This window comes from Marinomonas algarum (assembly GCF_020532605.1).
Classification (GTDB): domain Bacteria; phylum Pseudomonadota; class Gammaproteobacteria; order Pseudomonadales; family Marinomonadaceae; genus Marinomonas; species Marinomonas algarum.
Window position 1 is genome coordinate 1 of sequence record NZ_JAJATW010000038.1, and the last position, 14,528, is coordinate 14,528.

General features: G+C 43.0%; 12 protein-coding genes and 1 tRNA gene. 7 read left to right on the forward strand and 6 right to left on the reverse strand.

The window, feature by feature from the left end:
• Nucleotides 1–374: 374 nt before the first annotated feature.
• Nucleotides 375–2,564, reverse strand: coding sequence for a TonB-dependent receptor domain-containing protein (locus tag LG368_RS14595; protein WP_226755443.1), 2,190 nt, complete (start codon nt 2,562–2,564; stop codon nt 375–377).
• 251 nt (nt 2,565–2,815) lie between these two features.
• On the opposite strand from LG368_RS14595, the gene LG368_RS14600 reads away from it, so the two are divergent.
• Nucleotides 2,816–3,712 (forward strand): LysR family transcriptional regulator, encoded by an 897-nt coding sequence (locus tag LG368_RS14600; protein ID WP_226755444.1) that lies wholly within the window; start codon nt 2,816–2,818, stop codon nt 3,710–3,712.
• Nucleotides 3,713–3,728: 16 nt separating this feature from the next.
• On the opposite strand, the gene LG368_RS14605 is transcribed toward LG368_RS14600, so the two are convergent.
• The 3 genes from LG368_RS14605 to LG368_RS14615 form a co-directional block, all read right to left on the reverse strand.
• A complete protein-coding gene (locus LG368_RS14605; protein ID WP_226755445.1) occupies nt 3,729–4,244 on the reverse strand; it encodes a hypothetical protein in 516 nt (171 codons plus the stop codon).
• 90 nt (nt 4,245–4,334) lie between these two features.
• Nucleotides 4,335–5,114, reverse strand: coding sequence for a HalD/BesD family halogenase (locus LG368_RS14610; protein ID WP_226755446.1), 780 nt, complete (start codon nt 5,112–5,114; stop codon nt 4,335–4,337).
• Between the two features lie 230 nt (nt 5,115–5,344).
• Nucleotides 5,345–5,875 (reverse strand): peroxiredoxin-like family protein, encoded by a 531-nt coding sequence (locus LG368_RS14615; RefSeq protein WP_226755447.1) that lies wholly within the window; start codon nt 5,873–5,875, stop codon nt 5,345–5,347.
• A 125-nt stretch (nt 5,876–6,000) separates the two neighbouring features.
• Here LG368_RS14615 and LG368_RS14620 point away from each other — a divergent pair, with 125 nt between their 5' ends.
• The 3 genes from LG368_RS14620 to LG368_RS14630 all read left to right on the forward strand — a co-directional run bounded on the left by LG368_RS14620 (nt 6,001) and on the right by LG368_RS14630 (nt 8,263).
• Nucleotides 6,001–6,837 (forward strand): AraC family transcriptional regulator, encoded by an 837-nt coding sequence (locus LG368_RS14620; RefSeq protein ID WP_226755448.1) that lies wholly within the window; start codon nt 6,001–6,003, stop codon nt 6,835–6,837.
• 83 nt (nt 6,838–6,920) lie between these two features.
• Nucleotides 6,921–6,997, forward strand: a tRNA-Ile gene (locus tag LG368_RS14625).
• 192 nt (nt 6,998–7,189) lie between these two features.
• Entirely contained in the window at nt 7,190–8,263 is a 1,074-nt protein-coding gene (locus LG368_RS14630) for an alpha-hydroxy acid oxidase (protein WP_226755449.1), read from the forward strand.
• A gap of 55 nt (nt 8,264–8,318) precedes the next feature.
• Here LG368_RS14630 and LG368_RS14635 read toward each other — a convergent pair whose 3' ends face one another.
• Both LG368_RS14635 and LG368_RS14640 read right to left on the reverse strand, forming a co-directional pair.
• Nucleotides 8,319–9,002 (reverse strand): Fe2+-dependent dioxygenase, encoded by a 684-nt coding sequence (locus tag LG368_RS14635; protein ID WP_226755450.1) that lies wholly within the window; start codon nt 9,000–9,002, stop codon nt 8,319–8,321.
• Nucleotides 9,003–9,130: 128 nt separating this feature from the next.
• The gene (locus LG368_RS14640) at nt 9,131–11,350 is read right to left on the reverse strand and encodes a TonB-dependent receptor (protein WP_226755451.1); all 2,220 of its coding nucleotides are present in this window, start codon (nt 11,348–11,350) and stop codon (nt 9,131–9,133) included.
• Between the two features lie 334 nt (nt 11,351–11,684).
• Here LG368_RS14640 and LG368_RS14645 point away from each other — a divergent pair, with 334 nt between their 5' ends.
• From LG368_RS14645 to tnpB, 3 genes are all read left to right on the forward strand, one after another.
• The gene (locus LG368_RS14645; RefSeq protein ID WP_226755452.1) at nt 11,685–12,662 is read left to right on the forward strand and encodes a DUF1852 domain-containing protein; all 978 of its coding nucleotides are present in this window, start codon (nt 11,685–11,687) and stop codon (nt 12,660–12,662) included.
• Nucleotides 12,663–12,726: 64 nt separating this feature from the next.
• Entirely contained in the window at nt 12,727–13,755 is a 1,029-nt protein-coding gene (locus LG368_RS14650) for a methionine synthase (protein ID WP_226755453.1), read from the forward strand.
• Nucleotides 13,756–14,113: 358 nt separating this feature from the next.
• A complete protein-coding gene (tnpB, locus tag LG368_RS14655; RefSeq protein ID WP_226754942.1) occupies nt 14,114–14,476 on the forward strand; it encodes an IS66 family insertion sequence element accessory protein TnpB in 363 nt (120 codons plus the stop codon).
• Nucleotides 14,477–14,528: the final 52 nt, after the last annotated feature.

The following is a 14,528-nucleotide window of genomic DNA, read 5'->3' on the forward strand; positions in this document are numbered from 1 at the left end:
TTCATAAAACTCACCGATTCTGCAACTTTTTGGGCCTTACACTGTATTTACAGCAAGATTTAGACATAAACTATCTAATAAAAACACAATAAATTCAATAGGTTGAGAGTTATTCAGGGACAACTAAATAGCCGTTCACGCAATGCCATATTGCGATTGGGAGCAAAGCAAGAAGGAGTATTGCGTCATCACAGAGTCATGCCCAATGGTAGAATCAGGGATACCGTCATCTTTAGTATCTTGGATCACGAATGGGGGTGGTGTAAAACAGCACCTAGCGTTCAAGCTTTCTTTGTAGATAAGGGGGAGGGCTAGCATTAAAAAGCCGTTACGGGGGAATGTCGTAACGGCTTTTGGTGCTTAGGTCAGGTACCTTAGAAGTTGTACGTACCTGATACTACGTAAGTGCGGCCTTGGATTGGGTTACCACTTCCAGTACCAGTACCATCAAAATAAGTATTTATATAAACTAGCTCGTCATCACTGTTTATATAGGTCTTATATTCAGCAAAATTTGTATCAAGCAAATTGTTGATGCCTGCATTGATGACTAGGTTTTCCGATACCTTATAAGCACCGCCTAAATTAAATATCGTATAAGCCTTTAAATTGCCTTCAGTTTTTTGATCTTCAGTTAACTCAGACTGTAGGCCATCGTGACGTTGTGCACTGCTACGGTATTGACTACTTAACCATATGTTAAGTTTCTCGTTGGCTTTCCAGCGTAAATTGGCAGAAGCCATGTGTTCAGGCGTGTTGCTTAGTTTACCGTTTTTGTCGCCGTTTTCTGTGATCTCGCTGTCAGTCCAAGTGTAGTTTAAACCTAAGCTCCAATCAGTGGTTAGCTCAAAGCTTGTTGCTAACTCCAAGCCCCATGTTTTAGCTTCATCAATATTAATGTCATAACTTTCATCCGTTTCATTTCCAAAAGCACAGCTCGAAATGTAATCTACACTGCAGTCTCCACCGCTACTGATTTTATCTTCAATTTCATTGTGAAAAACTGTTGCAGAAGCAGTCGTTCCCTGACGGTTATCGAATAACACGCCAATTTCTGTGTTGGTGCTGACTTCAGGCTGTAGGTTAGGGTTACCGATATTGGGATTTGTTCCTTGTCCACTAATGCCATTAACACCTTCGACTAAATCCCCTAAATCGGGTGCTTTAAAGGCTTGGCTCACACCACCCTTAATAGTGACTGTGTCCGTTGTATTCCAAACCAAGTAGGCGCGTGGGCTGAAGTTGCCACCAAAGGCATCATGGTGGTCATAGCGTCCACCTAGAGTCAGAGCAAGGTCATCTTTAAGTGACCATTCATCTTCCACAAAAATGGCTGACATTTTTTGATTCGGGGCGCTAGAAAGAAGCCCATCTTTTAGTTCTGCATCCCAATATTGCCCACCCACTGTGACAATATGATCATCCAGTGCATAGTTGACATATTTGGTATCTAACACGGTATTGGTGTTTTCTAGTAATCGGTCATCCCCAATTATGATGCTAGTATCATCATAATCACCAGAGGTTCCTAAGTCTGCGTATCCTCCAGGAATGGTTCTACCTAACGTTTCTGTTTTACTGATAGCTAGGCTGGTTTCTAATTCACTGTTAGCAAAACGATGCTTATGACCAGCGGCAATTTGGTCACGATTAAAGCTAAGCTCATCTTTATAACCTGGTAGGTTACCTGTTACGGTTGTAAGTGCATCACGAGTACCCAGACGACCATCGTCGTTGTTGTAATCGGTTTTAGCAACGTCGATGTCTACCCAAAAGTCATTGTCTTCATTTGGTGTGAATGTGAGACGCGTACCAAAATTGTATTTTTGAGTTTCCGCTGGGGCTGGGTTACGGCCACTTTGTTCTTCTCCTGCGGCTAAAATCCAATCTGATTCTTCTTGATTATAAATACTGCCTCGAACTGCTACGCCTAATTTATTATCGATGATTGGACTGGTGACATACAGATCAACTTTTTGCGTCGTTCCCCACTGGCTGTCTTCTGGTTGGGTCATTTCTACACGAACCGAGCCACTTGGCTTATCAGCAATTTTACGGGTAATGATATTAACTACACCACCAATGGCATCTGAACCATAAAGAGTCGACATAGGTCCACGAATCACCTCGATACGTTCAATGGAAGAAACTGGGGGCATAAAGCTAGTACCAGTAGCACCAAAGCCATTTGGTGTAACACCAGACGACGCATTTTGACGACGACCATCAATCAAAATCAAAGTATATTCGCTTGGCATACCACGCATACGGATTTCTAAACCGCCGCTTTTTCCAGTTGAGCCTCGAACATCAACGCCCTCTACACCAACGAGTGCTTCCGCCAAATCTCGAAACTGTTTGGTTTCCAAATCTTCACGGGTCACCACAGAGATACTGGCTGGGGCTTCCGCCACGCTTTGCTCATACCCCGATGCGGATACTACGAGTTTTTCTAAAGCAACGCTGTTTTCTGCACTTTCGGCTAATGCGGTTGCTGAGTGGGTCGCTGCGCCAATTAATATGGCTAGGGCGGTACGTTGATAATGATGTTTAGACATGCGCATTGTGAGTATTCTCTCCATAATTAAACTGAATAAGCATTAAGTTGAACTTAATGCTTGCAAGCTTGTCTTCAAAACGTAGTGATAATGCTTGTTATTTACATTATCTATAAAAACACCCATTTTGTACTGGAACGTTTTGTTCCTTTTTTTGCAACAAGTTCCGCTAGTGGATCGTGAGTGATTTAACACACGATCATAGTGACGAAATTATCAATATAAAAAATGGCAGAAAGCGTCTTAGGAGAAGGGAAGTGTACGACCTTAATGAGCTCAGAACGTTTGTGTCCGTGATGGAAACAGGAAATCTAAAAGAAAGCGCACTGAAGTTAGGAGTGTCAAAGTCTACATTGAGTCGGCGAGTACAGCATTTGGAACAGGTTTTGAATCAACCCTTACTACGCCGCCAAGCCAATCGTCTTATTGCAAATGAAGCCGGTACTCAGTTTTTACCGTTTGCGAAAAAGATACTCTACTTAGCCGATGATGGGCACAGAGCAGTAGAGGCATTAAGAGACGATGTGAGCGGTTCTTTAAAAGTGTATGTGCATACTAAGTTGGCTTATGGTTGGTTTTCAAAACGAGCGTCTGCTTTTGTTGATCGGTTCTCCAATGTTGATATTGATGTAACAGTAGGTTGTCAAGCGCTTTCTGACATTGAACAATACGACCTTTGTATTTGGTTGCAAGAACCCATCGGCGCTCAAATTAAATCTGAAGCGTTGGGTGCTTTAAAGCAAGGCCTTTATGCAAGCCCACACTGTGCAGAGCAGCTTATTGGCATCACGCACCCTAGTGATATTGATGCCTCTCTTTGGGTGAATTTATTTAATTGTGAAGAGAATGGCATTGCACTTGAACATGAGATACTGCCCAGTGTCTTTATTGAGGCGCCACGACCACGGCTCAGAATGAGTCAATATGAATACCATGTCGACGCCATTTTGCAGGGCAAAGGAGTAGGGCTGTTACCTCATTACTTTGCTCAACCGCATTTTACGAGCAATGAATCTGATCGGCTTTGTCCTGTTTTACCGGGTTGGGAAGGGGAGGACTCGCCTATTTATCTACACTATTCTTTTGGCTGTCTTTCTAAAAAATTACAGACTTTTCTTCAATACCTTCGAGAAGAAGCCAAGGGACTGCAGTAGATTAGAGAAGGCGTTTTTAGCAACCTTGCGTAGGTAGCAATGCTTTTCCGTAACGATTAAATGTTGTGGACACAGTACTTTTTTGTGTTATCAATGTGATTGAACCGTTGGTGATTTCAGACCCAGAGACTCGAATATTGCCAAGCTCGCTTCTATCTAAAGTATCGTCCACATCAATGGTGAAACTCACCGATTCTGAAGGAGCGATAGACTGAATTTTCAAGGATAAGGTCGAATCACCGTCTTTGATCTCGTTTGTCGAAGCCAGCATAAGCTTTCCTCTTCTGACTTCAAAAGGCTGGAATACTTCAACGCCTGCGCCCGTGGCTGTCGTATCAAAGATCAGTTTGCCGACACTTTTGGATAAGTCAAAATCCACCATGATGTTTTCAAGCGCACACTCCCCAGTATTGAGCAGTACGAATCGATCTTTGGGGGCACTGTCGACAAAGCTTACCTCCACATCCGCGTGTGTGACCGGCGCCGTTAACAAAGTAGCAGACGCTGTAATGGGAATTAAAAACTTGAACATGGTGACGTCCTAAAGAAGGTAAGGGGGCTAACTAACAGAGGTTAAACGCCGTTAACGAGTCTTTTAGATCACAAAAAAATCTTGGTGACGTTAACCTGTTCGTCCATAGAATGTTTTGCAGGCGGCTGCAGACAGAGCGATGCCCGGTTGAGAGTTGTAAGCTAAGACGGCGAGCATACGGGTTGTGTTTCCCTGAGTCGGTGTGACGCGATGGATAGCGTTGCGACCACGAAACATAACGAGAGCGCCTGGCTCCATGGTTAACTCTTTAACGGCTTTGTTGCCTGTCAGTACCTCGCTGACACCTGAGTAATTCATTTCCCCTGCGTCCGCATCACGCATGTTTTCGATGTATTCAAACACACCGCCCGCGTCAGGTTTTTGAATTAAAAGGGTAATAGCAAAAGATGAGTTATCAAAATGCCAACCTAGCTCCTGACCTTCACTGGCGTAATGCAAATTGATTGATGACAGAGTGTCAGCGTAATTATAAAGCGCTTCTTCTTCCAGAACACTGGCGAGAAAAGCGCGAAAGTCGGCGTCATCGTAAAGCTGTCTCAACGGTGAATTTGCATCAATATGATCATCAGTAATGCAGCCTTTAGAAGACTGAACCTGTTGGTTTCTGGCATGATCTGGGGCGAAACGGTCGTCTTTGTCGGATAAATAAACATTATGAGTGGATTGGGTGTACCAAGCCAATGACTGCTTTACTTCCCCTTCTTCAATAATGGCCTGAATCGCTTCTTTACTCAAAAAGTTTGGCAAAACCAAGGCGCCATTGTCAGCCAATGTTTTTTTGCATTCGGCTCTAAAGGCGTCTGAAGACAAGGGGTAAGCGGCTTCATCGATAAGGTGAGACAGTGACATTGTGATTTCCTTCAATTACATGTCGTGCTTTGATTTATAATTTTCATTCATTCTAAACGATTCAGGATTGGGTTTCGATCAAGATGGCGTTATTTTTTGCCTTGTACTTTACGTCCAGTCTTTTGTGATAATGGCCGTTTTTATACAGACAGCGAAAGCCACAAAAAAAGCAGAACAAGGGAGCTTGTTCTGCTTTTAATGTCGACTTTCTTGATTGAGAAAGGTTAGGCTTAAACGAGTTCACCACGGGCAGGGTAGTTCTTTGTCACAGCGAATTCGATTGCACCCAGTACTTCTTTAAAATGTGGGCGAGCAAAAGGCATGGTGCTAATGTTGCTCCAGTAAAGTGTGCCATCTGGACGGATAAGGAACAAACCCGGTTCGGTGAATTCTGCTGGCTCTTCGATGCCAATACTGGTCACCCCATGACCGGCGCTGCGGTGTAATCCCCATGCTTGAGACTGTTCAACCGTTAAGCCGTAGCCCATTGTTAGATTGCTGATTTCCCACTCGTTTGATGCGGTTTCAGCTCTTTTTTTGGTATCGGAGCTCAATACAAGCACATTGACGCCTTTTGCGGTGAAGTCATCGGCGAGTCGACTTAGTTCTTTTAAGTAGTTTTTACAAATTGGGCAATGTAAGCCGCGGTACACGACGACCATAGTGAAGTTTTCAGGTGTTTGCTCTGCCAATGACCATGGGCCTTGTAGGGTATCCAGGTTCAATGCCGGTGTGGCAACTCTCGGTTTTAAAACGATCATAATATTGTCCTTTACACGGTTAGGTTGTATTCAGTAAAGACAGTGTATGACATAAAATGATACGATTGATGGCAATTAATATTTAAAGTGTTGCAGATCGTATCAATTGAAAAGATTATATATTTATGGATCGACTTTCCTCTGTGTTAAATGCCTTTCGTCCAAAGACTTCTTCAGTCGATTGTCTTCGCTTAGACGAATTAAGTCGTGGTTTATTATTATCCGCTGAGTTCAGTTATTGGGTGTATGTGGTTTCTGGTGATGTCACTCTTTGCTCTAAAAAAAATGGCGACATACAGTTGCAAGAAGGTGATGGGGTTTGGTTGGCCACCGGTCAAACCTTGGATGTGTGGGTCACACCGGAGCATCAGGAAAAAGTCAGTGTGCTATTGTGTGAATATGATTTTGGTACAAAGGCTTTGAACCCATTGCTGGATTTAGAGTGGCAATGGGTGTTGGTAAGTCACGATGACGTGATTGCTCAGCAACTTGCCCCGTTAAATACCCTGTTATTAGAAGAGAGTTTGCAACCTCGCTGTGGCTCTCAAGCCGTGGTGGAGCGATTAGCTGAAGCCTATTTAGTACAAATGCTGCGCTTATTTTTACAGACTCAGAAAATTCAATCGGGATTGTTGGCGGGATTGAGCGATGCCAGATTGGCCAGAGCCATTGTGGAGATACATGAACAGCCACAACAAGCTTGGCAAGTAGCAAGTCTTGCTAACAAAGCCGGTATGTCACGTTCCGTATTCAGTGGTGCTTTCAAAACGACCATGGGTATGACGCCAATGGCGTATTTAACCCTATGGCGTATGCGCTTGGCAGCACAGCGGATTAAACATGGAGACAAAAATATCGCGATGCTAAGCGATCAATTGGGTTATCAAAGTGAAGCGGCTTTTAGAAGGACGTTTAAAAAAGTGTTGGGTGTGGCACCGGGTGCGATAAGTTCGTTGCATTAAGTACTTTATTGAGACAAGAAATAAAAATTGCTTCCACTTCTTGGCAATAGCCCAGCATACCTATATAATCCACCTCGTTTTTAGGGCCTGTAGCTCAGTTGGTTAGAGCATCCGACTCATAATCGGCAGGTCCCCCGTTCAAGTCGGGGCAGGCCCACCATCTATTTAAATCAAGACGCTTTTTAGCGTCTTTTTTTATGTTTGTTGTCTTCTTCTTCTCTTTAGTGCCTTCTTTTTTCTTATCCAAATAAATTCAATGCTTTCGTCAATGACCATAGGTAAAATAGTTCTCATTTACTTTTAGTGATGAAGCACCTTGCTATAAAACACATAGACTCATTTGAGGCAATCCATGACAGCAATTCCAGCAGGTATCTGCTCGTTAAGTGACTATGAATACTATGCTCAACAAGCACTAAGCCAGTCCACTTGGGCCTATTTATCTGGTGCAGCGATGGACGGTTATACTCATCGTCGTAACCGTCAAAAGCTAGACGATGTTTTACTACAGCAGCGTATTTTATGTGAAGGCATGGGTCAGGGAGATTGTCAGCAAACTTTGCTTGGTCGTACCTTGGCTTTGCCCTTGTTAATTGCACCATTGGCGTATCAAAAATTAGCGCACCCTATGGGGGAGTTAGCGTCGGTACAAGCCGCGGCTGCGCAGGGTGTTGGTTTTTGTTTGTCTACTTTAGCAAGTTCCACCATTGAACAGGTAGCGGAAGTGTCACCCAAAGCAGAACGATGGTTTCAGCTGTATTGCCAGCCGAGTCGAGAAGAGACTTTACACTTGGTGCGACGGGCTGAAGCGGCTGGATACAGTGCCATTGTGGTGACGGCAGACGCGCCCATTAATGGTGTGCGTAATGCCGAACAACGGGTGAATTTTATGCTTCCTGAAGGGGTTTCTGCAGTAAACCTGGCAGAGTTACCTAAACCACAACAAGGGGATTCTGTGTTTGCCTGTTGGATGGGGCAAGCGCCTGATTGGAACACTTTGTCATGGTTGCGAAAGCAAACAACGCTACCTTTATTGTTGAAAGGCGTTATGCACCCCGATGATGCGGTTCGTGCTGTCGCCTTAGGAGTCGATGGTTTGGTGGTGTCCAATCATGGCGGGCGTGTATTGGATAGCCAGCCCGCCACTATTGAGGTGTTGCCACGCATTCGACAAGCCGTTGGGCCAAACTTACCGATTTTGCTAGACAGTGGGATTCGTCGTGGTAGTGATATTTTTAAAGCCATCGCGCTGGGTGCGAATGCTGTTTTATTAGGCCGCCCGGTGTTTTATGCTTTGGCTGTCGCCGGGCCGTTGGGTGTCGCCCATTGTTTGCGTATTTTACGCGATGAATTGGAAGCGACCATGGCGCTATGTGGCTGCGCGAGCATTGCCGATATTGATAGTACAAAGCTGTTCCATCCTTAGCTTAGTTCATCCTTACATTATTCTCTCTTTAAGCTATTCCATTTTTTAAGTATCGCTAGTTGGTTGCCGACCACTGGCGTAATAAATTGTGATACACCCAAATGAGATTTTGTACGCGCTCGTCTTCGCCTAAATCTTGTCTTAAGGCTTGAATGCTCTGATCCAGTTGATGCAGAGTTCGGCGCTGCTCATTGTCTTTTACTAGACTTTGTAGCCAAAAAAACGCACTGACTCTGGCGCCTCTTGTCACCGGAGTGACCTTGTGTAAGCTGGTGGATGGATACAGCACCATATCACCGGCAGGAAGTTTAATTTTCTGCTGACCGAAGGTATCTTCGATGATTAATTCACCGCCTTCGTATTCGTCAGGCTCACTAAAGAAAAGAGTCATCGACAAATCGGTACGGATCTTCACTGGGGTGTTAGGCACTTGTCTGATGGCGTTATCCACATGAAACCCAAATGCGCCACCGCCTTCATAACGGTTAAACATCGGTGGAAAGATTTTAGCGGGCAGTGCCGAGCTCATAAAATCTTCACGTTGGCCTAGCGTTTGTAAAATAAAATCCCCCAATTTAATCGCCAATGGGTTGTTTTGAGCCAGCTGTTGATTGGTTTTTTGATCTTTAGAAGCGTTGCCTGCGGTGAGTTTTCCGTCGAGCCATTCTGCTGAATTCAGATGTTCACGAATCTCTTTGACTTGCTCTGGTGTGAAAATCTTTTTTAGGTGTAGCAGCATATTGTGCCCTGTATTGGATCATCTGTTTATCAGTAAAAGGTGGAAAGCCGTCATGCATTATACATGACGGCTTTTAAGTGTACGAAGAAAGGGGAATAACTTCGTACTCAACATAACACTATGATTGATTAGAAATCGTATTTAACGGTTGCTTTAGCATTACGACCATAGCCTGGTAGGAATGAGCCTTTGGCACTGTAATCAGTAATATAGCTTTCATCAGTTAGGTTGCTAATGTTCAGCTGTGCCGATAGATTTTCAGTAAACTGATAACTGGCCATGGCATTATATAAAGTGACAGAACCTGTGGTGAAACTAATATTACCGCCATGCCAGTAATTAATGCCAGAGTTGTATTCCGCGCCTATGCCTAGGCCAAGTTTTTCTTTGTTGTAGGCAAACCACAGGGCTGCAGACTTTTCTGGTGCCGAGCTTAAGCCGTCTCCTTCATTATCCGCATCGCCATCATCAGTTACTTCTGTATCTAGTTTAGTAAAACTCGCAGTAAGACTGAGTGTTTCTGTTAATATCCCGGTCGCAGAGGCTTCAAAACCAGTACTTTGTTCCTCGCCAAAAGTAAATTCCTTAGTGTCATCATCCTGGTCGTAAGTATCTTTTTTAGTCTTAAAGACTGCGGTGCTTAGTAATAGTCTACGATCAAATAGCTCTGCTTTCGCACCGACTTCAAAAGAAGTTGAGTTTAACGGATCTGAACTTGTTAACTCGTCGGTATCAACTGCAGTATTTCCTCTTCCTACTGAAACAGCACTTAGGTCTGATCCATAAGGTGTCTGGGAGTTAGCTAAAGCGGCATACACGCTTGTATTTTCTGTCGGTTTTACATTGATTCCTGTGCTCCAGGAAATTAAGTTGGCAGAAGAATCTACAGTCTCGTCAGATGTTTCGTCTTCTGTTTTATAGTGCTCAGCACGAATACCGGCACTTAATTGAACATAATCATTGATGGTTGCTGTATCAGATACATAGGCCGCTAATCCTTGAGCAGTGAAGGTTCCATCATCAACAAGGTTCAATGATCCCGTAGCACTAATTGTACCTGGATTGAGTATGTCATAGGTTTGTGTTGAATAAGTGATACCATCTAAAACACCGTTTGTTTGAGTTGGCGTTTGGCTTGTCACTTTTTCTTGGTAGATTTCTGCACCAATGACCATGTCATGGCGTATGGCACCTGTGTACAGCTCACCGACGAAGTCAAATTGCGAGACTATTAACTCATTAGTTTCATAGGTTGATTTATCATAGATGGACGTATATTGACCCGTATAATCGCCATTTGTATCAGTATCTGGCCATGGGCGAGTAACTGTACTGTTGGTTTCGGTTTTACCAATACGTGTTTGGTTACGAAAAGCCCATGTATCGTTAATCTGATGGTTTAAGATAGTAGTAATCGTTGTGGCTTCTACTTCCTCAAAGTCGAGACCTTTAACGCCATAGTAATTATTCCAATATTCTTCCGCTATAGCACCTTCTGATAAACCACTGACCGCTGCCACATCACTAGTGATATACGGGAGGCCAATTACTGGTGTGTTGTCTTGCTGCATGTGCATGAAGTTAACCGTCAGATCGGTTTTTTCACTGAGTTTGTCAAAGTAAGAAATCGCAATGGCTTCGGTTTCATAGTTTTCTTCACCGTTACCCCAGTAATCACCACCACCTGATGTCAGTACATTAAGGCGAATGGCGCTGTCGTCGGACAATACTTTGTTAAAGTCACCGCTTAAACGGGCTGTATTGGCTTCATCGTAAGAGCCTGTGATGCTGTATTTGTCTTCGCGTAAATGAGCGGCTTTAGTGACTAGGTTGACAGAGCCACCAGCAGAGCCTTTACCCGAAACAGTGCCGTTGGCGCCTTTTGCGACTTCAATGGATTCGGTGTTGAAGGTGTCACGACTGTAACCAGCTACATCGCGAATACCATCGGTATAAATACTGCCGTTGGCATCAAAGCCGCGAATAGTGACGTTGTCTGTAGTATTGACATTACCACCACCACCTTCACCAGCACCAAATGTGGAGACACCAGAGACATTGCGCAGTGCGTCTTCTAGTGAAGTGACACCCTGATCTTCTAGTACCGCTTCGTTGATGACGTTAACGGTTTTCGGAGTATCAACTAGTTTTTGTGTGTACTTTGGACTCGAAAGCCTCTCAACGCTGTAAGTTTGCTCTGCAGAATCGACAACCTCAATCTGCTTAAGCTCAACACGGGTTTCTTCAGCAATGGCGGGTTGCATCATCAAGATAAGTGCGGAGCCTACTGCCATGGTTAATGGTGTAAGGGGAAAGCGAGAAGTTAAAGAGGTGTTCATACTGTTCATTAGAGAAACCTTTATCGAATCGTTAGTAGAGACGTTGCTTGTGATTGAGATCAGAATGGTAAATGATAATTGATCTTAATCAAGGTTTTTTTCTAATTTTATGGAACTTTTTTGCGAAGTTAAAAATAGCGCGTAAGACGCACACTGTTTGTGCAAAGAAAATATGCGGCCATTTACTATGATTATTTTTCATTAAGAAATGAAAATATACGATTTTATTCATGATAGTGGTTCGGTGTATGATATCGGTCATAGAGTATTAACCCGTATTATTTTTTGCTGTGACACTAGGTTGTTGCCAGAAAATGTCACTTACGTAATAGGATGTCTGAACATGGCCCATAAGGAACTTCAATTTTCTCTCAGCAGTATTTGCCTTGATGAGAATTATCACCCTGCAGAAAGCACACGAGCGACGACGAATTTTGCGAACTTAGCAAGAGGACGTCATCGCCAAGAAAATCTCCGCAATACGTTGCAAATGATTAATAATCGTTTTAATTCACTTGCTTGTTGGGATAATCCACAAGGTGACCGCTATTCTGTAGAACTTGATATTGTTTCTTTTGGTATTGATATTGAAAAAGACGAACATACTTTTCCATCTATCGAAATGTTAAAAACAACTATTGTGGATAAAAAAAGAAACAAAAGAATAGAAGGTATTGTTGGAAATAACTTTTCTTCTTATGTTCGAGATTATGACTTTAGTGTGTTGCTGTCAGAGCATAATAAAGGAAAAGACAGTTTTAGTGTTCCTGATAGATTCGGTGATTTACACGGAAATATTTTTAAAAGTCTTGTTGAATCAACACTTTATAATGAGAAATTTAGTAAGCCACCTGTTATTTGTATTTCGGTATCAGAAAATAAAACGTACCACCAAACAGAGAATACACACCCAATATTAGGGATTGAATATCAACCTACAGAGTCTTCTTTAACGGAAACCTATTTTAAGAAGATGGGCGTAAACGTCCGATATTTTATGCCTGCTAACAGTGTTGCTCCATTAGCATTTTATTTTTTTGGTGACTTATTGAATGATTACACTCATCTTGAATTAATCAGCACAATTAGCACTATGGAAACATTCCAGAAAATTTATCGACCTGAAATTTACAACGCGAATGCGGTTGCAGGAAAATGCTATAAACCAAAGTTACTTCATTCGGATTACTCGCTTACTAAGATTATCTACGACCGTGAAGAGCGTAGTCAGTTAGCCAGTGCACAAGGAAAATTCACGGAAGAATATTTTATTAAGCCTTATCAAGCCGTTCTTGAAAAATGGGTAGCTTGTCCTAGTTGATTACATTGTTTGATTATAACGATTAGAATAAAGAAAACTTAAAATAAAATACACGGTGCTATTTATGACAAAATTATTACCCACATCAACGGCGGGCAGTTTGCCTAAACCTTCCTGGCTCGCTGAGCCTGAGACACTGTGGTCACCTTGGAAATTAGAAGGCGATCGACTAGTAGAAGGCAAACAAGACGCTTTACGTGTCTCGTTACAAGAGCAGCAGCATGCTGGCATTGATATCGTGAGTGATGGCGAGCAAACACGACAGCATTTTGTTACAACGTTTATTGAACATTTAAACGGGGTAGATTTTGAAAAGCGTGAAACGGTAAGAATCCGTGATCGCTACGACGCGAGTGTACCAACGGTTGTTGGCCCTGTATCAAGACAAAAACCCGTCTTTGTCGAAGATGCTAAGTTTTTACGAGCACAAACGAAGCAACCGATTAAGTGGGCTTTGCCTGGCCCTATGACAATGATAGACACTCTATACGATGATCATTACAAAAGCCGTGAAAAGCTTGCTTGGGAATTCGCTAAAATTCTGAACCAAGAAGCAAAAGAGTTGGAAGCCGCCGGTGTTGATATTATTCAATTTGACGAACCCGCTTTTAACGTGTTTTTTGATGAAGTAAATGAATGGGGAATCGCCACGCTTGAAAGAGCGATTGAAGGTTTAAAGTGTGAAACTGCAGTACATATTTGTTACGGCTATGGCATAAAAGCCAATACAGATTGGAAAAAGACCTTAGGATCTGAGTGGCGCCAATACGAAGAAGCGTTTCCTAAACTGCAGCAATCAAAAATTGATATTATTTCACTGGAATGCCATAACTCTCATGTTCCTATGGACTTGCTTGAATTAATAAGAGGCAAGAAGGTGATGGTTGGGGCGATTGATGTGGCCAATCATGCCATAGAGACACCTGAAGAAGTGGCTGATACATTGAGAAAGGCATTACAGTTTGTCGATGCTGATAAAATTTACCCTTGTACGAACTGTGGAATGGCACCTTTGCCTCGCTCTGTTGCAAACGCCAAGCTTGCAGCGTTAAGTGCAGGTGCTGAAATTATCCGTAATGAGCTGGCTCGTTAAGTAAGGGTTGGTTTCTACTCTGAAATAAAAGACGGAAAAGGAAAAGCAGCCATGCAATCGCATGGCTGCTTTTTTTGTGCGACGAAAAGGGAATAACGTCGCACCTAACGCGGGTTTTATTCGTAAGCGCCAATCCAACCCTACCTGCCCATGACGCCCTCAAACCGCTAACCTTATCGCTTCTTATTATTCAAGGAGCACGTCATGGCGACTTATCAAAAATACAACTGGCTCGAGCTGTTTGAGGCTTTTGAGCAATCCAAGCTTTCTCAAACGTAAGCGTCAGCTAAACCACACGTTTTAATCCTTGTCAAAAAACATAAAGTCTTTTTTTTTCTTTCATGGGAATAAAAGACTTATGTTTACCGCTTCTGCTCAACTCAATGTGACTCTCATTTGTGGGCCAACTGATATGCGTAAAGCCATTGACGGTTTATGCAATATTGTCGCCTATGATCTGAAAAAAGAGCCTTGTAGTGATCATATTTTTGTCTTTTGCGGTCGAGCGCGCGATAAAGTCAAAATATTGCAATGGGCGTCAAATGGTTTCTGGTTGCATTATAAGCGGCTCGAAAAAGGGCATTTTCAGTGGCCTGGTATTGATGACGAACAATTGTCTATTCAAATCTCACCTCGTCAGCTTAATTGGTTGCTAGATGGCCTGGCTCTCAATTTACAAGAAGCACACCCACATTTAACCTATCGATATCATGACGAGTAAGGTGTTTGATTGGTATAATCCATCCCATGAAAACACTTCAAAATGACCTACC

Coding starts and splice junctions, on each gene's coding strand:
- LG368_RS14595 (WP_226755443.1), bottom strand. CDS start 2,564: ATGCGCATGTCTAAACATCATTATCAACGTACCGCCCTAGCCATATTA.
- LG368_RS14605 (WP_226755445.1), bottom strand. CDS start 4,244: ATGTTCAAGTTTTTAATTCCCATTACAGCGTCTGCTACTTTGTTAACG.
- LG368_RS14610 (WP_226755446.1), bottom strand. CDS start 5,114: ATGTCACTGTCTCACCTTATCGATGAAGCCGCTTACCCCTTGTCTTCA.
- LG368_RS14615 (WP_226755447.1), bottom strand. CDS start 5,875: ATGATCGTTTTAAAACCGAGAGTTGCCACACCGGCATTGAACCTGGAT.
- LG368_RS14620 (WP_226755448.1), top strand. CDS start 6,001: ATGGATCGACTTTCCTCTGTGTTAAATGCCTTTCGTCCAAAGACTTCT.
- LG368_RS14630 (WP_226755449.1), top strand. CDS start 7,190: ATGACAGCAATTCCAGCAGGTATCTGCTCGTTAAGTGACTATGAATAC.
- LG368_RS14635 (WP_226755450.1), bottom strand. CDS start 9,002: ATGCTGCTACACCTAAAAAAGATTTTCACACCAGAGCAAGTCAAAGAG.
- LG368_RS14640 (WP_226755451.1), bottom strand. CDS start 11,350: ATGAACAGTATGAACACCTCTTTAACTTCTCGCTTTCCCCTTACACCA.
- LG368_RS14645 (WP_226755452.1), top strand. CDS start 11,685: ATGGCCCATAAGGAACTTCAATTTTCTCTCAGCAGTATTTGCCTTGAT.
- LG368_RS14650 (WP_226755453.1), top strand. CDS start 12,727: ATGACAAAATTATTACCCACATCAACGGCGGGCAGTTTGCCTAAACCT.
- tnpB (WP_226754942.1), top strand. CDS start 14,114: ATGTTTACCGCTTCTGCTCAACTCAATGTGACTCTCATTTGTGGGCCA.